General features: G+C 41.2%; 25 protein-coding genes and 1 pseudogene. 9 read left to right on the top strand and 17 right to left on the bottom strand.

The genetic code is table 11. From position 1 onward, the window contains the following. Positions 1–37 precede the first annotated feature (37 nt). The 3 genes from MKP07_RS06680 to MKP07_RS06670 all read right to left on the bottom strand — a co-directional run bounded on the left by MKP07_RS06680 (position 38) and on the right by MKP07_RS06670 (position 3,264). The gene (locus MKP07_RS06680; RefSeq protein ID WP_240846016.1) at positions 38–1,642 is read right to left on the bottom strand and encodes a C45 family autoproteolytic acyltransferase/hydolase; all 1,605 of its coding nucleotides are present in this window, start codon (positions 1,640–1,642) and stop codon (positions 38–40) included. 78 nt (positions 1,643–1,720) lie between these two features. Then, positions 1,721–2,239, bottom strand: coding sequence for a hypothetical protein (locus tag MKP07_RS06675; RefSeq protein WP_240846014.1), 519 nt, complete (start codon positions 2,237–2,239; stop codon positions 1,721–1,723). Beyond that, complete coding sequence (locus MKP07_RS06670; RefSeq protein ID WP_240846012.1) at positions 2,236–3,264, bottom strand: phytoene desaturase family protein; 1,029 nt, start codon at positions 3,262–3,264, stop codon at positions 2,236–2,238. Before MKP07_RS06670 ends, MKP07_RS06675 begins: the two co-directional genes overlap by 4 nt. 50 nt (positions 3,265–3,314) lie before the next feature. On the opposite strand from MKP07_RS06670, the gene MKP07_RS06665 reads away from it, so the two are divergent. From MKP07_RS06665 to MKP07_RS06650, 4 genes are all read left to right on the top strand, one after another. Further along, complete coding sequence (locus tag MKP07_RS06665) at positions 3,315–3,701, top strand: HYC_CC_PP family protein (protein WP_240846010.1); 387 nt, start codon at positions 3,315–3,317, stop codon at positions 3,699–3,701. A 105-nt stretch (positions 3,702–3,806) separates the two neighbouring features. Further along, positions 3,807–4,208, top strand: coding sequence for a copper chaperone (locus MKP07_RS06660; protein WP_240846008.1), 402 nt, complete (start codon positions 3,807–3,809; stop codon positions 4,206–4,208). Positions 4,209–4,324: 116 nt separating this feature from the next. Then, a complete protein-coding gene (locus MKP07_RS06655; protein ID WP_240846006.1) occupies positions 4,325–4,828 on the top strand; it encodes a heavy-metal-associated domain-containing protein in 504 nt (167 codons plus the stop codon). A 202-nt stretch (positions 4,829–5,030) separates the two neighbouring features. Continuing rightward, positions 5,031–5,846, top strand: a complete 816-nt coding sequence (locus MKP07_RS06650; protein ID WP_240846004.1) for a hypothetical protein — start codon at positions 5,031–5,033, stop codon at positions 5,844–5,846. 93 nt (positions 5,847–5,939) lie between these two features. On the opposite strand, the gene MKP07_RS06645 is transcribed toward MKP07_RS06650, so the two are convergent. The 13 genes and pseudogenes from MKP07_RS06645 to MKP07_RS06585 all read right to left on the bottom strand — a co-directional run bounded on the left by MKP07_RS06645 (position 5,940) and on the right by MKP07_RS06585 (position 16,351). Continuing rightward, entirely contained in the window at positions 5,940–7,088 is a 1,149-nt protein-coding gene (locus tag MKP07_RS06645; RefSeq protein WP_240846002.1) for a M1 family aminopeptidase, read from the bottom strand. After that, positions 7,048–7,740 carry a hypothetical protein gene (locus tag MKP07_RS06640; RefSeq protein ID WP_240846000.1) on the bottom strand — a complete coding sequence of 231 codons (693 nt, stop codon included), beginning with the start codon at positions 7,738–7,740 and terminating at the stop codon, positions 7,048–7,050. Before MKP07_RS06640 ends, MKP07_RS06645 begins: the two co-directional genes overlap by 41 nt. Then, positions 7,722–8,057, bottom strand: a complete 336-nt coding sequence (locus MKP07_RS06635) for a hypothetical protein (RefSeq protein ID WP_240845998.1) — start codon at positions 8,055–8,057, stop codon at positions 7,722–7,724. Before MKP07_RS06635 ends, MKP07_RS06640 begins: the two co-directional genes overlap by 19 nt. A gap of 74 nt (positions 8,058–8,131) precedes the next feature. Then, the gene (locus MKP07_RS06630; protein ID WP_240845996.1) at positions 8,132–9,613 is read right to left on the bottom strand and encodes an ABC transporter permease; all 1,482 of its coding nucleotides are present in this window, start codon (positions 9,611–9,613) and stop codon (positions 8,132–8,134) included. 11 nt (positions 9,614–9,624) lie between these two features. Next, positions 9,625–10,494 (bottom strand): ABC transporter ATP-binding protein, encoded by an 870-nt coding sequence (locus MKP07_RS06625; RefSeq protein ID WP_240845994.1) that lies wholly within the window; start codon positions 10,492–10,494, stop codon positions 9,625–9,627. Between the two features lie 52 nt (positions 10,495–10,546). After that, positions 10,547–11,041, bottom strand: a complete 495-nt coding sequence (locus MKP07_RS06620) for a class I SAM-dependent methyltransferase (RefSeq protein ID WP_240845992.1) — start codon at positions 11,039–11,041, stop codon at positions 10,547–10,549. Positions 11,042–11,454: 413 nt separating this feature from the next. Next, positions 11,455–11,769: pseudogene (locus tag MKP07_RS06615) on the bottom strand (lysophospholipid acyltransferase family protein); the annotation flags it as partial. 119 nt (positions 11,770–11,888) lie between these two features. Further along, positions 11,889–13,502, bottom strand: a complete 1,614-nt coding sequence (locus MKP07_RS06610) for an MMPL family transporter (protein WP_240845990.1) — start codon at positions 13,500–13,502, stop codon at positions 11,889–11,891. A 166-nt stretch (positions 13,503–13,668) separates the two neighbouring features. Then, positions 13,669–13,974 (bottom strand): hypothetical protein, encoded by a 306-nt coding sequence (locus tag MKP07_RS06605; RefSeq protein ID WP_240845988.1) that lies wholly within the window; start codon positions 13,972–13,974, stop codon positions 13,669–13,671. Beyond that, a complete protein-coding gene (locus tag MKP07_RS06600) occupies positions 13,944–14,390 on the bottom strand; it encodes a hypothetical protein (RefSeq protein WP_240845986.1) in 447 nt (148 codons plus the stop codon). Before MKP07_RS06600 ends, MKP07_RS06605 begins: the two co-directional genes overlap by 31 nt. 207 nt (positions 14,391–14,597) lie before the next feature. Next, on the bottom strand, positions 14,598–14,999 hold the full coding sequence (locus MKP07_RS06595; RefSeq protein WP_240845984.1) for a DUF2062 domain-containing protein: 402 nt from the start codon (positions 14,997–14,999) through the stop codon (positions 14,598–14,600). Positions 15,000–15,004: 5 nt separating this feature from the next. Beyond that, positions 15,005–15,805, bottom strand: coding sequence for a glycosyltransferase family 2 protein (locus MKP07_RS06590; RefSeq protein ID WP_240845982.1), 801 nt, complete (start codon positions 15,803–15,805; stop codon positions 15,005–15,007). Positions 15,806–15,838: 33 nt separating this feature from the next. Further along, a complete protein-coding gene (locus tag MKP07_RS06585) occupies positions 15,839–16,351 on the bottom strand; it encodes a hypothetical protein (RefSeq protein ID WP_240845980.1) in 513 nt (170 codons plus the stop codon). A 143-nt stretch (positions 16,352–16,494) separates the two neighbouring features. Here MKP07_RS06585 and MKP07_RS06580 point away from each other — a divergent pair, with 143 nt between their 5' ends. The 5 genes from MKP07_RS06580 (at position 16,495) to MKP07_RS41030 (ending at position 19,256) form a co-directional block, all read left to right on the top strand. Continuing rightward, positions 16,495–16,872 carry a hypothetical protein gene (locus MKP07_RS06580; RefSeq protein ID WP_240845979.1) on the top strand — a complete coding sequence of 126 codons (378 nt, stop codon included), beginning with the start codon at positions 16,495–16,497 and terminating at the stop codon, positions 16,870–16,872. A gap of 4 nt (positions 16,873–16,876) precedes the next feature. Continuing rightward, complete coding sequence (locus MKP07_RS06575; protein WP_240845978.1) at positions 16,877–17,032, top strand: hypothetical protein; 156 nt, start codon at positions 16,877–16,879, stop codon at positions 17,030–17,032. An 87-nt stretch (positions 17,033–17,119) separates the two neighbouring features. After that, on the top strand, positions 17,120–17,845 hold the full coding sequence (locus MKP07_RS06570; RefSeq protein WP_240845976.1) for a hypothetical protein: 726 nt from the start codon (positions 17,120–17,122) through the stop codon (positions 17,843–17,845). Positions 17,846–18,111: 266 nt separating this feature from the next. Beyond that, positions 18,112–18,429 (top strand): hypothetical protein, encoded by a 318-nt coding sequence (locus tag MKP07_RS06565; RefSeq protein WP_240845974.1) that lies wholly within the window; start codon positions 18,112–18,114, stop codon positions 18,427–18,429. Beyond that, positions 18,375–19,256, top strand: a complete 882-nt coding sequence (locus tag MKP07_RS41030; protein WP_240845973.1) for a 3-oxoacyl-[acyl-carrier-protein] synthase III C-terminal domain-containing protein — start codon at positions 18,375–18,377, stop codon at positions 19,254–19,256. Before MKP07_RS06565 ends, MKP07_RS41030 begins: the two co-directional genes overlap by 55 nt. 130 nt (positions 19,257–19,386) lie before the next feature. Here MKP07_RS41030 and MKP07_RS06555 read toward each other — a convergent pair whose 3' ends face one another. Further along, positions 19,387–20,160 (bottom strand): M16 family metallopeptidase, encoded by a 774-nt coding sequence (locus MKP07_RS06555; RefSeq protein ID WP_240845971.1) that lies wholly within the window; start codon positions 20,158–20,160, stop codon positions 19,387–19,389. Between the last annotated feature and the right edge of the window lie 48 nt (positions 20,161–20,208).

Raw genomic sequence — 20,208 nt, 5'->3', positions numbered from 1 at the left:
ATACGTTCTTTCTCTCCTACAGTTGCTATTTCGAGCGTTAAAGCCTTCTGATAATAAGGCAAGGCTTTTTTATACTCCTTTTTTTGAAGTAATAATCCCCCGCAGTTACGTAGCTATTATAATAATTGGGATTTTCAGCTACCAGGCTATCAGGGATCACCTGGCCTCCATCCATTGCTAATTGCCGGTTAGCCCTGAATTGTTCAAACCGCTTAAACTCTGGCGTATAAATAAAACTATCTGCTTTAATGTTCAAATCAGCTTCATATATTTCCCGGTTATTCTTCATGCCTTTTAAAGCGAATACTTTATTCAGATCATAGCATACGAATTGCCCCATTTGCCAGGGAGAAGTAGAGATCCATACCCTCAGTTTCTGGGGCTCAAATACAATAGCATGATGCGCAATAAACTGGTTTACCGCTTTTTCATTACCCAGCCCTATGTCCGCATTATTAACCCCCTTGTAATCACGCAAAATATTAATGGTTTTTTGAACAGTGTTGAGGCCGTTGTGCTGAAGCAGCTGCGTAAGTCGCTGATAACGGTATACGGATGCGCTGTTTTCTCTCTGCTCCACATTAGGCTCACTGTTCCAGAAATTATTGCTCTGAAAATGATTCGTGCATAATACCTGCCCGCCGGACAGGCGAGGTTCGTTCTTATTAGGATCGTAAATGGAAAGAGAATCGGGCGTTTTTTCAATAACTACCGCTTTGTTATCTATAGCAGACCCCACTAAAAAAGATTCGCTAACAAACATTTTTCGCTTTTGTGCAATGGCAATCGCTTCTTTTATATTCTTTGCATATTGAACAATCTCCCTGGCCACCAGGCTTACAGGGGTGGCAGATCCACTGGGAATGCTGCTTTTGGCGGCATTAATGGTAACCGTTAGCCCTTTTTCGTTCATGCCAGATACTACACCAATAAAGCCGCCCCAGGTTACACTCATAAATTTATACCCTGTTGATGGATTAACAAACTCCACTATTTTGTTTTTAGCAAAATCGTCTCCCACCCAAAAATCAAAATTACGCCCGATGATCATCGTACTGTCTTGGGAAGCGTTACCCCAGGTGCCAAAAGAGGTGCAGCCCACCAGCATCATATTTTGCAGGGCATGGCCAATATCATGTGCGGAGTGATAATTTAAAATGCGCGAGTATTTGGTACCGATATAAGTATAGCCGTCTGAAGCCGATTGTGAAACCCCATAGATCTCCTGCTTATATTCGTCCGTTACATGCTTAGGCAAGTCGCGATTAAACCAACCAATAAAGTATTTTAAAAAATGCAGGTAAGATTTTGAAGGGATCATTTTATTGATCTGCTCGCTGAAATAATCCTCCTGCTTTTTAACCAGCTCCTCGCTTAGCTTGCCATTAATGGTACCCCTTTCATAAGGCGCCCCTTCCACATACATTTCATAGAGACCTGAGTTGCTTTTTCTGAACCAGCTGTTTTTGATGGTATATAAACCAGTATCGGCCAGCTGTCTTCGTAGCTGCGATGCTGACAAATCGGTAATCGTTGGCGGATTGATTTTTGAAACCCAGGCCAGGTAGGCAAATAACAATCCAAAGAGCAACACGATCACTCCTATCACCCGTAAAAACCTTCTCCAGAATCTTTTGCTCATTTGCTTCTTATAAGTCTCTTTAAATATCCAGCACAAATTTACATACCGTCCATTGTACAACTAACATCGTACATTTCATCACGCTTCTCTTATCTTATCTACCAGGCGTTCATCTCCTGTTAACATAACACAGGTTAGTACCGCACTCAAGGAAGTGCCCAAAATGCCATGCAAATTTAAATTTTGCCCTGTTAAAAACAGGTTAGGAATTTTTGTTCTTGGGCTGATCATCGTTTGCAGCGGATCATGGTAATCTTTTTGAATACCATACATACTGCCTTCCGCATCGCCAATATAATCCCGGTTGGTGAGCGGTGTAGAGGTATAATATTGTTTGATATTGGCGGCAATCAAAGGGAATCGCTCTGCCATCAGTTTCAATAAAACCTGTGCTTTTTCTTCTTTAAATTGCTCGTAAGCCAGGCCTCTGTTGCCTTCCCTTCCAACCCTGTTAAAGGTGTCTGCCCATTTACTCACTTCCTCATAACGCATAGGCGTTAGTACCGAAATAGTAGATGAAAAACCCGGATGCTGCTGATCCTCGGTAAAGTAAAGGCCATACCCCAGCGGCCAGTTTTCTTTTGTATAGTGATTCAATTGCCAAACCTGCCCCTCTTTATGAAAATAGTAATTGCAGTTTTCATAAGGGACGGCCTTTTTTCAAGAACGATATGAATCGAAAATGAAGAAACACTTTGATTGAGACCCACAATTCTTTTCTTATACAAACCTTTTAATAAGGCCGATTCAGTAATTGCCAATGTTGCGGCAGGATGTATATTCGAAATAAAATAGCTTCCTTTAATCTGCTCACCATCTTCCGTAACTACGTGTGTTATTTTGCCTTCTTCCTCCTTAATGGATGTCACAGCTCTGTTTCTAAAAATCTCTCCACCATTTTTCCTGATAGAAGCTACCAGTATTTTGGCTATCTGCGATCCGCCACCAATGCATTTCCAGCTGCTTTCGATATAACTGTTTACAATAAGTGCATGAACGTGAAATGGGGTAGTGTTGATGTCGCCGGCATATAGCAGGTTATTGCCTGCCAGTACCGCCTGCAATTTCTTGTTTTGCGTACAGGAAGCAATCACCAAAGCTGCGCTTTCATTATTGCCCTTATATAATTCAGCAGTTGAAGGGTTTAAGGTGAGATTGTATAAAGGAAAAGAACTACAAACCTCTTTAATCTTATTACAATAAGCAACAATTCCCTCCCGTTCATCAGGGAAAGCTCCAACCAGGTTGTTTTGAAAAGAAGTATATCCCTGCGCCTGGCCATATACCTGGTCATCATTCTCAATAAGAATTTTGTCGAAGCGCTCATCCATTTGTTCGATCTTTAGCTGCTCCATTAATCCCGCATATTTAAATACCTGGTAGAGTGTCTGTCCTTTTTCAAGTCCGCCGATATAATGCACACCGGTGTCGAAAATCTGCTTATCGCGGGAAAAAGTTTGCAAATTACCTCCAAATTGCTTGTTCTTCTCCAGTAAACATACTTTCATGCCACGCATTGCCAGTAGGTTAGCGCAGAGCAATCCGCCCAGGCCACTGCCTGTTATTACCACATCGTATTTTTTACCGGTTGTCATCGAAGGAGCAAAATTCGTAGAAAACAAATGGTTTTTAACAAAAACGGAAAAGGAATGTTATTACCTTTGCGTTGCAGATGAAAAAAATCACACTGTTCATATTACTTTCATGCTATATGCTGATGACCACGGGAGTGGTTGCGGTATCGCATTACTGTATGGACCGTTTGGCATCTGTTTCCCTTTTCGCTGCTGAAGAGAAAAAATGTGGCAAGTGTGGAATGGAAAAAGAGCAACATAGTTGTTGCAACGATCAGGAAACCTTAGTTAAGGGCGATACCGATCACAATAAAACTCCTTTATACGTATATAACCTTCCGGCCCTTGATGAAATGCCGGTGATTATTACCGAATTTTTGCTGACCACCCTTTTAAATGGTAATAATCATTTAGACAATCAAAGTCATTCGCCCCCTTTGCCTGATAATGATCTTTATCTGGCTAATAATGTTTTCAGAATATAGAATAGTTGCGCTCATGCACTTAGTGTACATGGGATTCTTGAGTTGGCAACTACCCAATAGGTAGTACCCGTTATTATTCTATCTAATACTTTTAAAATTTATATAATGAAAACATTACAGATATTTCTTTTAGCATGCCTTTTTACAATCGTTTCAAACAGTGAAGCCGTAGCCCAATCCAAAAAAGCGGAAACTTTTGATGTATCCGGCAATTGCGGTATGTGCAAATCGAACATAGAGAAAGCAGCGAAAGCCGCAGGGGCCTCCTATGCGTCCTGGAGTGCAGACTCTAAAAAGCTTACCGTTAAATATGCTAAAAACACCAGCGCGGCAAAAATTCAACAGAAGATAGCTGAAGCTGGTTATGACAACGCAGGCGCCAAAGCCTCTGATGAAGCGTATAATAAATTGCACGGATGTTGTCAGTACGAAAGAACCTTAAAAGCTGAAATTAAAACAGCTAAGGATGATAAAGCCTGTGCATCGGGTGCAGATTGCTGCAAATAAATACTCATTTCATCTTTTGTGGTAAACGTGGGCATCGACGACTTTTTCATGATGCCTATGTCTTTTCCTTTTCTTAAAACAAAAATGGCAGTAAAATGCTGTTTAAAATGATACACATGAAAAAATTACTTTTAATAATGGCAATAGCCATACTATCCTCATCTGTAAATGCCCAGTTTTCAAAAGCCACTTTACAGGCAAACGGGCTTACATGTGCTTTGTGCAGCAACTCCATCAACAAAGCCCTTCAGAAAGTAGGTTTTGTAGAATCAGTAAAATCAGACATTAAGAATACGGCTTTTAACATACAATTTAAAGAAGGAAGTGAGGTAAATGTGGACCAGATCCGTAAGGCGGTTGAAGAAGCTGGCTTTTCGGTAGGTAGTTTAAAGCTTACAGGCAATTTTAATAACCTTAAGGTGGAGAACGACAAACATCACAAGATCGGCAATGCCAATTTTCATTTTGTGAATGTTAAAGATCAGGTGTTGAATGGTGAGCAAACCATTACCATTGTTGACAAAAATTTTGTAAGCGATAAAACGTTTAAGGCCATAAAGGCTGCTACAAAAAAGATTGTATCAACACGGGAAAGGCCTCTCATTGCTGCAGTGATGTAGCGCAAGGCTCAAGAATGTATCACACTACTATTTAGTTAGTGACACTGCTAGTGCGATGAGCATATACCGGTAATTGACGCGATATCGTTGTCTTAAACACGAGTGTACAAGGCGAAGGCCCTGGTTAGTATTTCCTCTAACCAGGGAACTGCATTGTATAGACGGGTATTAACCGGTTATTTTCAACCTTTAAATTAAATTAGTGAGATATATTACGTTATGCGTGCTCCTGCTGTCGATAATGCGGGTGGGCGCACAGGAGCTTTACATTTATACCGAACCAGCATCTAATGTTCCGGCTAAATCCATCAGCGCAAAGCTAAGTGCCAACTACGCTGAAGGAATGCGGGACGGCAGTAAAAGCCTGGTGCAACGTTACCGGCCTGAAATGTATATGGGATTATCCAAAAACTTTATGCTGCGGGCGTCGGGCACATTTGCGAATATGCATACGGATGCCTTTAAATTCGAGTCTGTTTCTCTATACGGCAAATACAGGTTTTTATCGAAAGATGAGGCGCATCGTCATTTTAGAATGGCTGCATTTGCAGACGCTTCTATCAGCAAAGCGCCGTTCAGGTACGATGAAATTGCCTTAATGGGCGATAAAACAGGCGCCGAAGCTGGAGTTGTGGCCACCCAGCTAATTAACAAACTGGCTATAAGTGGTATTGTAAGCCATGTGCAGGTTTTAGACAAATCAAGATTTGATGAGTTGCCATTACGCTTGCCATATCAGGCAATGAACTATTCTTTATCTGCAGGTTATTTATTGTTTCCTCGCAAATATGAGGATTACAACCAAACCAACTTTAATATCTATACTGAAATACTGGCGCAACAAACGCTGGATACCAAACGATATTATATTGATATGGCGCCGGGCGTTCAGCTTATTTTCAACAGCAACTCCAAACTTAACCTGGGTTACCGGTTCCAGTTGGGCAGCGATATGTACCGAATGGCGACCAATAGCTTTCAGTTGAGTTTTGAAAGAACCTTTTTCGGGGTGCTGTAAGACGCATCAGCGAAATCTCATCAGATGATATCAGAAGTGCGCTTTGCCTGTTAAGTTCAGGCAGGGCCGCTTCTATTTTTAAACAGAGCCACTTTATTTTTTGCTCCCCGTGGAAAAAGGCAACTGGGATTTATTGGGATCCAGGTCGACTTTTTCGGGCAAGGTTCCAAATGAAACAATATTATTATCAGGAGTGCGGTCAATTAATTTCAGATAAGGGTCTATACCAGCACTTACGGGCTGCCCCTCTACAATAAATTCAAATATTTTTTGTGGTTGATCCATTTTTATACGCTGAAGTACCAAGGGCTTGTAAATACCGTTAGTATCCCTTCCGGCAAATACACCCACGTCCATATAATCATTTACGGCAGCCCGTTTTTGTTTACCAACACTATCTGCATAAAACTTTGCTGCACCTACTGTTAGCGTCACTTTAAATTTGCCATCACGTTGTTTTTTATAACTCAGCGCGGCGACATAGTTTTCATAAACAGTAATTTTTTCAAACAAATCGCTTACCAGGTATTTCAGGCTATCAGGAGTAGCGGCTGTTATATAGCCTACCAGCTCGGGTGTATGGGTATACAGCGGACCTTTGAATTTATTTTTATCCAGGAACCTGCGAAGTGCCTGGTTCAAAACATCTTCGCCTAAAAAATCTTTCAGCGCATACATAACAACGCTTCCTTTATTGTAATGTATATATTGCTGTCGCTCGCACAGCATCAAAGGTAGCTCTCCCTTCCCGTCGAATGTGCGTCCCATCAGGTAGCTATCCATTTCATCCTTCAAAAACTTTCTCATCCCATCCCTGCCATATTCCTTTTCCATCACCATTAAAGCAGCATATTGGCTTAATGTTTCGCTGATAACTGCGCTACCCTGAACGTCGGCCCCGGCTACCTGGTGCCCCCACCACTGGTGCGCCACCTCGTGCGCTGTTACATAAAAGGGGTAATCGATCTTATCGGGCCCTTGCTGTACTTTTTGAATAAAGCCCATACTTTCAGAATAAGGAATAGTGTTGGGAAAAGATTGCGCAAAGCTGGCGTAACGGGGAAACTCTAATATGCGTACCTGGCGGTGCTGATAGGGTCCAAAATTTTTTGAGTAATAATCCAGGGATCGTTTTACCGATTTTATCATACGATCAATATTGAACTCATGTCCCTTTTGGTAATACACTTCAATGGCTACATCATTCCATTTGTCTTTTTGTACCTCGTAGGCTGCACTCAAAAAGAATAAAAGTTGAGAATAGGACTATCCATTTCATACGTGAAATAATGCCTGTTGTCTTCTCTCCAATCTTTTTCAAGTATCCCGGGGCAATAGCGATTTGCCCTTCATCTGTGCTTACTGTGGTAGTAAACCTTATCCAATCGGCATCGCGTGATATATCATTATTCTTTCTGGCCATGCTATCGTTCACTTTAGCCATACGGGGTTGCGGGGCTAACCCATACTCTTTCCTGGCAGCGTTTTGAGAAAGTTCCCCATCTGTATTGTAGCCTACAGTAGGTAATATAGTATTATGGATAAAGGTGCCGTTATCCACAACCGGCGAATTCATCCGGTCGAACAAACCCCTTGGGGTAAAAGTGAGGTCAAACTCAAAATTTAAGCTGTCGTTTGGTTGCAGCGGCTGCTTTAGTTTGAGCAGACGGATACCATAGTCCTGGCTATCATCGATTACGCTGGATGGTACAGAGACGCCAAATTTTGAAAAAGTTACCGGGCTTTTTCTACCGCCCGGGTAATCGATGTAAATAGTATCAATAGACTGGCTGGTGTTATTTTTTAACGTATAAATGCCACTTACATGTAATACTTTCGTTTTGGGATATATATCTGCATTAACATTGATGGCTACTATTCGCGGCTGAGGCATCTTTTGATACTTCTTATATTTTTTTCCATTTCAGCAGTCATCTTCTCTGAAGTTTTGGAAGAAGGATTATAAATAAGTATGTTGTTTTGATAATAAATAAAACTGCCTGCGAGAATAGCTACCACTAACAGCACTGTGGCCTGTAACCTAAAGACCGGATTAACAAGTCCTTTTGATAAGCGGAACCTATGTTTCAAAGACTTTTCTTTACCTCTGGGATACAGCAGGAATGCCAGTAAAACCAATAGCCCGGTTACGGCCATCCAGTATATTCTATAGAATGGCCAGTTGGAAAACACACCACCAAAACCATTCATATCCGAATAGGGTTTAGAAGCGCCTATACTGTTAAAATCATACAGTTCTCCATTCCACTCTAAAAGACCAAATATTATGGGTAAAAAAGCAATGGGACCAGGGAAAACAGGAATCCGAGATACTTGTTAGGTACATAACACTGCACAGCCAGGCAAAATCCTATAACAATAATAACTTCAAAAAAATGAATTGCTACCGATACTATATATTGCCAGATATCAATGTGGTATACACCGGAATACAACTGCCCTAATACGCCTGAAATAAAAGCCATCAGCAATAACAGGAGCATGGCGCCGCTTAACGCTATAAAGCTGGAAAGAAACAGGCTGGTGTTGGAAACCGGCGTGGTACCAACCAACTCATCCATTTTTGTTTCTTTATTACGCCAGATATGGGTACCTGATGAAAAAATAAGATATATTACCCCGAAGGAAGAACAAATGCCCATTACAGAAGATACCATTTTATACGTCACTTTATAAGTGGGCGAGGGTGAAAATTTATCTTCCAGTACCAGCGAGATAATGATAATGCCCAGGCATAACAAAGCAATGATAATGTAGAATGGATGTTTAACTGCTTTGTAGAATTCAAATTTTGCCAGGTATAATAGCTGGCTTCGTTGGCTTCTTCCGCCAAATTGTTGCGCTACAACCGGAATAGCATCATATTGTTTTTCGGGTTTATCAAATACATCGTCAACCTGTTTTCTATTAAACAATGTAAAAGGTTTCAAAAACTGGGAAAAGCTAAACCTCCAATACGACACAGCACCTACTATAGTAGCCACGGCCGCCCATAACAAACGATTATATAATAATACGCCTGTTAAAGGCAATAGCTGAGTGTTCTTTTCCTGGGGAGTCCAGTACCGGGTTATATAACCTAATGCATTTATCCCCAAAGGATCTAAAATGGCTGCTACTTTTTTATAGTCATCGTTATTGCCCATTACAACAATTACTATTTGAAGTACCATAAGCACTACTGCAAATACATAGGCTGCCATTGTGCTTCTTGTAAATGTAATTAACGAGAAGAAAACGACACCAAGTAAAATGGTATTGATGACTGTGAAAAACAAAAATGGTTGCGCAAAATTCAAAAAGGTAAATGCGCCTACCGGGGCATTACCTATTCCGCTTAAGGTGCCAGAAAGATAACCCAGCAAGGAGCCTGAAAATATGAATAAGGCAATAGTTAGTCCTCCCGCTAATCGCCCAAAAAAATAACCTGGTTTTGAGATGGGCTTGGTAAAGAACAGCGCATGCGAATTGTATTGATAATCCTTTTGAATAGCTACTCCCACGGATGCAATTAAAATTACCGATACCAGGATGCTGAAAATATTACCACCCATACTATTTAACACATTAGCGACGGCTACGGCAGAGTTTACCAGGGTATTGCTATCGGCTCTTGATGTAGGCAACACACCCGCCATTGCAATACCGATGAGCAAAAAGAACAGGAATAGAATAGCAAAATAAATATAGGTAGCAGGACGCTTAAACCCGCTCCTTACTTCAAAAGAAAATATTTCTTTAAACATCAGGAATAGCTTTAGCTGTTAGCAATGGATGAAAAATATACGTCTTCCAGTCCGGCATTTACGTGTTCGAAACTTTCATCCGGTAAATTATCAGATAGAACATGGATGATCACTTTCCCCTCACTTACATATTGGGATATCACTTTAAACCGGTTCTTATATTGGTTGAATTCACTCTTCTCAATTCGCTTTCTCCATATCCTGCCCTGAAACTCCTGTACGGCCTGGGCCGGGCTACCCTGAAGTAGTATGCGGCCTTTATTCATTACCACCAGGGTATTGCAAAGCGTTCTTACATCTTCCACTATATGGGTGGATAATATTACAATTACCTGTTCGCCAATTTCACTTAAAATATTATAGAAACGATTGCGCTCCATGGGGTCCAATCCCGCTGTTGGCTCATCTACGATCATCAACCGGGGGCTTCCCAAAAGCGCCTGTGCAATGCCAAATCGCTGACGCATCCCACCGGAGTAGTTGCTTACATAGCGCTTGCGGCTTTCGTATAAATTAGTTTGCTGAAGCAGCGCACTTACAATCTCGTTACGCTCTCCTTTATTATTGATGCCTTTTAAAATGGCAAAGTGATTGAGTAGATCGAGCGCAGTAACTTTTGGATAAAAACCAAAATCCTGTGGCAAGTAACCCAACACTTTTCTAAGTTCATCCTTTTGTTTTAATACATCAATATCACCGAGCTTTATACTTCCGCTGTCAGGGTTTTGAAGCGTTGCGATCGTACGCATTAAAGTACTTTTACCGGCTCCGTTGGGACCAAGAAGCCCAAACATTCCTTTATCAATGGTAAGCGTTATATTATCAAGTGCTTTTAACTGGTTCCCATAGGTCTTATTCAAATTCTCTATTTGCAGTTGCATAGGGTTATAAAAGTTTTAACCAAAATACTAAAAAAAACTGCAACTGAAAAACTTAGCAACCTTCCTTTCGGGTAATAACCCACATTACGTTTGAAGTATATTTTGTATGATCTACTCTTTGCAAAGCCACTTCTTTTTTAATAGCAAGCGCTTCGATCATCTTGCCTGAAAGAAAATAAAGCTGATTGGTGGTTTTGTTGAATGAAAATATTTTGGTAGACAATAGTTCTGTCAATTTTGTGCCTTGGTGCTTTTCTTTCAGGTCGGCATCTCCATCGCGAATGATCAATACACCGCCGGCCGCCAGGCTGTCTATTGCATTTTCAATTACCTGTTGCTGACGTGCCGGTTCGAGATAATGCAATACATCACTGATGATAATACCATTGTATTTTTCGAGTGGATAGGTTGAAATATCTCCCTGCATAAATTGAAGTGACCCGGTTCTGCTAAAGCAATGCTGTGCAGTAGCGATCTTATCTTCATCATAGTCCACGCCAGTAAAGGATCTCCTTCCCTGGCTGGCCCAATGCAGGGTATAGCACATAAAACCATACCCACAACCCAGGTCCAGGAACCTGCCTTCCCCGGCAATAATTCATGAAAGGACTGATAATAATTTTCCAGCTTCAATTTTATTTTCAGGTACCATTCCAGAACAGGCCCTTTGTAGATATAATTAAAAAACAGGTGTTCTTTAAAATAAGCAGGTTGCTCCAGCTCTTTGGTTAACGCCTCATGCTGCTCTTTAAAATACCGGGAAATATTTTTAGTCCGCTCCTGGTAAGTGGTTCCCCAGCCCTCATCATCAGCTTTGATCCGGGGTAAATACTTTGCCGTAATCGGCCCGTTCTTCAGTAAAAAATCGCCCTTGGTCATGGTATATCCCAGCCCATGAAATAATACAGGCACTATATCCAGCTTCAATTGTTCTGCTAAATAAAATGCACCCTTGTGAAAGCGCTTCATCGGCGGCTGCGAAGTACGGGTACCTTCAGGAAACACCGATATCGAATACCCTTGTTGTACTTGTGTGTTCAGCAAATCCACGCTATTCTCAACACCATTGGCAACCGGGTAAAAGTCAGCCATCTTAATTGCCCAGCCAAAAACTGGAGAGTTCCAAACCCAGCGGTTGGTTAATAAAATCAACCGGGGATTCAACATAGCCATTTGCAATATATCCAGGAAGGATTGATGATTGGCAATTACTACAGCCGGTTGATCAAAGTTCTCCCGTTGGGGGTTGATCTGCCGCTTTCTGAAATTGCCCATAATATATAATACAGACATACAGAACTTCGACAACAGGTAATGGTAAGCATACTTGCCTTTTTTATGCCCCACCACTTTAAGCTTAATTAAAAACAAGCCTAATACAGTGAGCAATACACTTACAAACCCGAAGTAAAAGAAAGAGAATACAGACCTGCTCCAGCTCCAGAGCGTCCAGGGATGAAAACCTTTGTCAATCCTTTTTTGATCACCAGAGAAAAGAAAAACGGGATTAAGATCTGCGACATAATAACCACGCAAAGAATACCCGTAACCGATATGAATGCGATGGACCTGAGTGCCGGATGCCTGGCAAAGATCAACACACCTAAACCTGCTACAGTAGTAATAGCTGACAGCAGTATGGATGATTTGTAAGAAGCCAGGTTTTTCTTTCCGGTTTTATATTCATTCAATAGCCCATCCATTACAAATAAGCTGTAGTCATCGCCCAGGCCAAAGATCAAAGCAGAGATAATGATATTAACGATGTTGAACTGGATATCACAAACAGTCATGATGCCTAATATCCATATCCAGCTGATCGCCATTGGGATAAATGACATCAGCATGAGCTCTATCCGGCCATAGGTTAATAAAAGCATAACAGCTACTATCAAAGAAATGATCCATGCAATTCGGTTAAAGTCATCATTAACCATTTGTGTAAGCCGGGAGGTAAGGTACTGCCGGTCCAGCACTGTTGCATCTGATCGCTTCTCCAATTCAGCCAAGACCTGGGGTTTATATTGCTCAGGTACTTTGATTAATGTTACAACCGAAGCCTTGTTATTTTGCTCGGTGATATAATCGTCCAGGAAACTATTGCGTAACGGTTGTAGCTTTTGAGCGGTAACCGGCTCGTAGGAACGACTTAGTAATTCTTTGAAATTATCCAGACCGTCTATAGTAAATCCTGCAGCGGGAGCCAATGCTGTTGCCAGGGAAATCACCTGTTGCTTTTTATCAGCAGTCCAGTAAGCATTCCACCTGTCGATCCTGGAGCGTTGTAAACTATCAGACATAAATAGATCTGATACGCCGGAACTGGTATTGATCAGGCCTTTTGCCTTCAAACCTGCTACCTGGCTTTGTAATGCTTCATTTTTTTCCAAAGCATCGTCCAGATTGCTGCCCTCGCTTACAATATATACAGACTTTAATGCAGCGCCGCTGATGCTATTCATTTTAGCCTCTGCCTGCTTTAGCTGGGGAGACATGTAATTCAGCTGCATCATATCCGGTTGGAAGCCTACTTTTTTAGCGAAGGGATACAATACAATGGTGATGATGATGATGCCGGCTACCAGCCATTTGTTAGACTCAAGTCTCACGGAAGAAATCTTATCCAGCCAGGATGTTTTTACTACAACATTTTTATCAGAACGAATAAAATGAGGTAAAAACACCAGCGAACATACCGCTGCCCCGATAAGGCTGAAACCAGCAAACAAACCCAGGTCTTTCAACATATCTGATGCGGCGTATTGCAAACTGAGAAATCCCAGTATGGTAGTAATACTACCTATGGTAAGGGGGAAGGACAAATCTTTTATCACCTCCCTGATGTCAGGATGATGCCGGCTATGATTGAATACATGTAAAGAATAATTAACTGCAATGCCCAGCACAATTGATCCTGTACCGAGGGCAATTACAGAAATACTCCCTTTTATAAAATAAATGGCTGCCAAAGAAAAAGCGGCACCATAAATAACAGGTACCAATATCAATAGCGGCGCCCTTTTTTTCTAAAATAGATGCCCAGGAAGACTATTAAAAAAAGCACCGTAATTCCTTGCGTTAGCAATGTGTCTTTTCGTAGCTGAGCTGCATTGTTTTGCGACACCACCGCTCCTCCAAAATACTGGGTTTGAATAGTGGAAAACCCCGCCTTATTTAAACTATCAATTGTTTGATCGATGACCTGGAAGAACTGTTGGTTTTTACCCGTATTACCGGCTGCAAAGATGGTGCTACAAAAAGTAGCAGCGTCTTTTTATCTTTTGTTACAAAATGATTGTTGTGTAAGGTGAAATTGTCTTCATATTGTAATTGCTGTAGTTTTTTTAACGCAAGAAATGAAATGCCTGAAGGATCGTTTAATACGATATTCTTGATGGGGTTGGAAGCGGGGATACCCAGGATAGAGCTGCTGCGGCTCATAGATTTGCTTAGCTCAGCCGGCTGCAGCAGCGTGTCCATTTTTTATAATCGGCTTTGGTTAAAAAAACCGGTAGATGCTGCTGTATACTTTCAAAAAGTGAGTAAGTAAATGCTTCATCGATTTTGTAACGTATATTTTTTATAAATGGTTTTGCCTTTTCTCCCAGTTGTTCAGCGAATACATCGGCGTACTTTACCAGTTGATCGGGCTTAGTTACCATGGTATCTTTCAACGATACCATCACTACCAGCTTATCGGCAAATTTCGAATTGCCAAATACCTCTGTTAGTTTTTCAGTTTTCTCATCTTTGGGAATAATAGCATAAACATCTTCTTCAAACTTAACGCGGAGGGAGAAAAAAGCAAATAGCGCCAATGTGCCTGCGAATGAGGCATAAAGGGCGATCTTATTTCTGTCGAAGAAATTGAATATGGATAGAAAAATCTTTTGCATTTAAAAAACAGCGGCAAAAATATCGATTGTAGTTGGTTTAAGTGCAAGGTTAGCTTATAGATTGGGTAGGGCCAAAATAACGTTCTTAAGCGGAGCGGCAAAATATCAAAAAATTATTATCCATGTTTTTTAGTGCTCTTTCATATTGCGCCGAAATGCTTTTTAACGCAGGTTGGGTAGCATGTAGTTGAGCGAGGCATAACTTCTTTAGGAGCTTTTAGCTCTTCGGTAAACCTTTAATAAAATAAAAGTGAGTAACCAGAAAAAAGCAGCCACCACTACGGCAAGCAACAGACTGCCATAAATGTATTGTTCCAGGTTTTGCCCTATTTTAGAAAGCGTGAGCTGTTTGTTGAGCGAAATGTCTACCGCGCGGCTGCCCATAAAAGGTTTTCCCATTTTATAGCTTAAGAAAACAATTACAGGGATCATCGGCGCAAAACTGATGTGGGCGGCCAGCACAAACAGTGCTTTATTCAATTTAAACAGATGAGCCAAAAAAACGCCCACCAGCAACTGAAAGCCCCAAATAGGAATAATACCCATAAAGCCGCCAAATGCCATGGCGTTTGCCTTTTGAACATCAGATTCTCCGGCCTTTAATAACATCTGCTTTAACTCCTGTTTCCAGTTTTTGTTTTTATAAAACTTTCTGAAAAAGTTTCGTGGCCAGATATAAAAAAGCAAATAGTAACCAGTACGGTGTTAACAATGCTGATCCTTGTAAAATCTTTAAAGGGCCTGAAATGGCTGATTCTCTCTTCTTTGGGTGGATAATAAACAGTTATAGGAACCGAGCTTACCTTCACGCCAGCCCATGCCAGTCTTACAATCACTTCTATTTCAAACTCATACTTACGCGTAAAAAATTTCATTTTACTGATGGGTTCCAAAGGATAAAGCCGGTAGCCTGTTTGCGTATCAGGCAACTCAATACCCGTTTCTACCTTATACCAGAAGTTGCTGAACTTATTGCCAAAGCTGCTTTTTCCGGGCACATTATCCGCTGTATCCATGTTACGGGCGCCCATGATCAGTGCAGGCCCCTCGTTGTTGAGTTTTCCAATAAAAAGCGGGAGGTCTTTAGCAAAGTGCTGTCCATCCGAATCAATAGTAATCGCATAGCGGTAACCCAGCTCTATGGCTTTCTTAAAACCTGTTCTTAACGCCATTCCTTTACCGCGGTTGGGTAGATAGGATTGAATAGTTATATGATCAAATTCCCTGATGATTTTTTCTGTATCATCAGTAGAGCCGTCATTCACTACAATGATATGATCGGTAAACTGTAATGTATCGGAAATAACCTTGGCAATGGTAGCCGTATTATTATAAGTTGGAATAATTACGCATACCCTGAGATCTGCAAAAGACCGGGATACGGTATCAGCTTTTATTATTGGTTCATTGCCCACGGGCATCAAAAATAAAGCTTGCCGGCAAATAAACTAAAAAGTATATCTCATGGCTAGCCCCAATGTGCCAATTTGAATGGGTAAGAAAGCGGAAGGGGTCGAAATATATACGGTAGGTCTCCAGTCTGCTGTTACATTGATCGGTGCTGCTTTAAACTTATAATCAATGCCGGCGGTGCCGAATATCCCGGTTCCGAATCCGTTATAGCCATTGTTTTTGGAAGAGATATTAAAGAAATTCAGTCCGCCGCCTGCAAACCAATGGAGATTTTCATTGGAGGCTGTTTCTATTAATTCGTGATATTGGTAAGATCCGGAAATACTATAACCCGGAGAGTAGCTGGTGGTTCCACCGGTATTGGGCACTATATAATTTTTCCCGCCGTAACCGAGGTTGAGCTCCAGCGCACTGTGGTCTGAAACAAAGGTTTTATAGGACAATGCCACCACATCAAACGTGGTATGAGAAGTAAATCGTAGTCCAATTGCTTGTTTATAACCGCTTTGCGCGTTAACTAAAAATTGGCAGTACATAAAAGCAACCACCAAAACGATTTTTTCATCTTGATCATCATAAAGTCTTTTAAAGTAGAAAAATATCTAAAGACTTCATTTCAAATGAGAGTATTTAGAGGGCATTATGTTATTAATGGTTTGACAAAAATAATACCGAAGTAAACATAAATGTATTGTTTTACTTTATTAAGATTAAAAAGGGTATATTCTATAAATTTGCAGACTTCTATATGAGGGCACAAATGAAATTAATAATCGGTTGTCTTATTGCTTTTGCAATAATGTCTTTTGCGCACGCACAAACGGGTTCGGGTAAGCAGGCTTTTTATAATGCACTGGCCTCTAATAGTGCAGCAGTTTGGAATAAACAGCTGGAGGCCGTAAACACTTTGCCGGGCAACGACAAGAGTGCGTTTCAGGGAGCATTGCTGATGCGTAAATCCGCGCTCAGAAAACGCCGGGGCAAAAATTATCCATGTTTAAGCAGGGATATAAATTGCTGGAGGCAGCTATTGGGCAGGAGGGTAAAAATGCCGAATACCGGTTTTTAGGCTGATGATACAGGAGAATGCTCCCAAAATTGTTGGCTATAATAAAAATATTACTGATGACGCAAAGCTGGTTAAGGCATCCTTAAAATCATTACCTGAAGTAGTACAAAAAGCAGTTTTATCATACAGCAAAACGTCCAAAGCGCTCAGCGGGCTGTAATAGCATCATTATGGGAAAAAAATTTTAGCGGTATACTTTTCACAATCAGGGCAAACGAGAGCTATTGTCGAAAGCTTCTTGCGGCCGGTGATTGCAGATGGCAACGAAGTGGAGTACCTGCAAATAAAAACAGTTCATCAATTCCCTTTTCCTTGGTCTACCCCTGTTTTCTTCGATACCGTACCGGAATCGGTTAATATTATTCCGACAACATTGGAGCCCTGGCAGACTAAACTGGCGCAGTACGACCTGATCGTGTTGGGATGGCAACCCTGGAATCTTTCGCCCAGCATACCTTTTAGCTCTATTTTGCAGGATGAAAAATTCAAAGCTTTAATTAAAGGTAAACCGGTAATTACCATAAGCGGGTGCCGGAATATGTGGATCAATGCACAGGAAAAAAATAAAAAGTTGCTGCAGGCAGCTGGCGCACAACTGGTAGGTAATATTGCGCTGGTAGACAGGCACCCCAATCACCTGAGCTATTTTACTATTTTTCACTGGCTGGGAACGGGCAGGAAGGATAGGAAATGGGGCATATTCCCCAAACCTGGTGTGTCAGAAAAAGATATCACAGGAGCATCCAAATTTGGAAACCTGGTAAAAGAGTACTTGCGGCTCAATAGTTGGGAAGGTCTTCAGCAGGATCTTAGCCAGATAGGCGCGGCGCCGGTAAAGTATTCGCTGATGTTTATTGAAAGAAAAGCAGGTAAGATATTTCAGAAATGGGTAGACCTAATTAACAAGTTCCCGCAAAAAGGAAAAATATACTTATTGTATATAAATATTATCTTGCCGTGGCACTACTGGTAGCATCTCCCATTATTTTAGCGGTAGATTTAGTACTTTTCCGGCCCTTTTCGCAAAAGAAGATCAGGAGATTAATGCAATATTACAGGGGCATAGAGTATAGAGAACGTATCTGATAGATGGTTAAATGTTAATTCACTGAAAAAGAGAAGATATTATTTGACCAAAACTATAAAACGAGCCTGCTAATGGTACAGGCGGGCGTGATAAAACTGATGAATCATAGTCGTCAGTCATGCTCATAAAAAAAGGATCAAAAAATTATGTCATTGAACGAAGTTTATATTAACCGTACCTCACATTATTTTCCCAATAATCCGGTGAGTAACGATGAGATGGAAGAGTACCTTGGCTATATTAATGGCAAGCCATCTAAGTCGCGCAGAATTGTGTTAAGAAACAATGGTATTACCAACCGCTATTATGCACTGGAAAAAGGTGGAAAGACCACCCATACCAACGCACAATTAACTGCAGAGGCAGTAAAAGAATTATTTAAAAGCGACCCTGAAGGCATTAAAAACGTAGAGATGTGCTTTCCTGCGGTACTTCCTCTCCCGACCAGATCATGCCATCGCATGGTGTGATGACCCATGGTTGGTTGCCTGAATTAGGCAAGCTGGAAGTAGTATCCCCCAGTGGTGTTTGCTGCGCCGGTATGCATGCATTTAAATATGCGTATATGGCGGTTAAAACAGGGGATGCAGCTATTGCCGTGGCTACCGGATCAGAAAGGTTCTCTGCATCTTTAGTGGCCAACCAGTTTGAAGATGAAGTGCATAAGCTGGAAGAACTGGAGGAGAATCCTTACATCAGCTTTGATAAGGAGTTTTTACGCTGGATGTTGTCAGATGGATCTTCGGCCTTTTTGCTGAGCAACAAACCCAACACAGAGGGCCTGAGTTTGAAAGTAGAATGGATTGAAGGGATTTCTTATGCTGATGATATGGAAAGCTGCATGTACTGTGGTGCAGAAAAGCTGGAGGATGGTCACCTTAAAAGCTACCTGGAATTTAGCCATGAAGAATTGAACGAAAAATCCATCATGAGCATTAAGCAGGACGTTAAGCTTTTAAGTCCCAATATTGTTCCTCTGGGTGGAAAACCTTTACCCGAGCTATTTGAAAGAAGAGGCTTGAACCCTGATGACATTACCTGGTACTGCCCCCACATGAGCAGTAACTTTTTTAAAGACAAGATTTACGAAGAGCATATTAAACTCGGACATACCATTCCTTATGAAAAATGGTTTGTAAACCTGAGTTCAGTAGGTAATGTAGGAGCGGCGTCTGTTTATTTTATGGTAGATGAGCTGCTAAATAGCGGAAAGCTCAAAAAAGGTGATAAGATATTTTTGCTGGTGCCTGAGAGCTCCAGGTTTAGTTATATGTATGCGTTATTAACAGCAGTATAATTTATTCAGAAATGATACATGGAAAGGTGAAGGAAGCAATTCTTTCACCTTTTTGTTTGCCCCCTGCAGCTACCAATAAAAAACCTCTTTGCCATCGCAAAGAGGTTTTTTAAATAAATGATCATCAATATTAATATCCAAACAGCTCTTCCAATTTAAGCACTTTTAATGTGCCATATTTGGAAAGATCTTCCGTTTTAATATTTTTTTCGTTTCCGATAATAGTATAGCTATACTTTTTGCCCGAAAGCTCCTGGTTGTGTAAAGACTGTATATCTTTAAAACTCATCGCCTTCACCTGGTCGTATTTTGCTTTACGCGGATCGCCCGTTAAGCCTTTTTTCTGATTCGCAATATAGCTGTAGATAATACCCATTTTTTCAACCCGGTCTGTTTCCAGGTCTTTCAATAAACTACCTTTTGCCTGCTCAAATGCATTAGTACGGTCGGGTAATACGTTGATCAACTCGTTCATTGCCAATACGGCCTCCGGCAGTTTATCAGCCTGGCTACCCACATATCCAATGAAAGAGAATGGATCTGTTTTCTTGGATGGTGTACCTATAAATGCATAGGTAGAGTAGGCCAATGCTTTTGACTCCCTGATGGTTTGAAAAACCAGGGAACCCATACCGCCACCAAAATAGTTATTAAACACATCTACCGCTGCTTCTTTTTGAAATTCGTAAGCGGTCAGGTTCCGGGCCCAGCTCATTTCGGCCTGCACCATATCATAATGACTAAAGAAAACCTTGTTTTCGTCTTGCACGGCTCTTGTAAATTTCTCAGCCGTAGGTATAGCTGTCCAGCTCGCAGGCGTTTTATGCACCTTTTTAACTGCTGCGCTCAAGGCTGCGGGGCTCAGCGGACCATAATAAAGAACCTGGTGTTTAAAAGTTGGCATGCTATGAATAATAGCTACTAACTCGTCGGCAGTTATTGCGTTAAGTTC

The sequence above is a fragment of the Paraniabella hibiscisoli genome (assembly GCF_022512515.1).
Classification (GTDB): Bacteria; Bacteroidota; Bacteroidia; order Chitinophagales; family Chitinophagaceae; genus Niabella; species Niabella hibiscisoli.
Note: the sequence above shows the minus strand (reverse complement) of the source record. Positions and strands in the feature narration are given on the sequence as shown.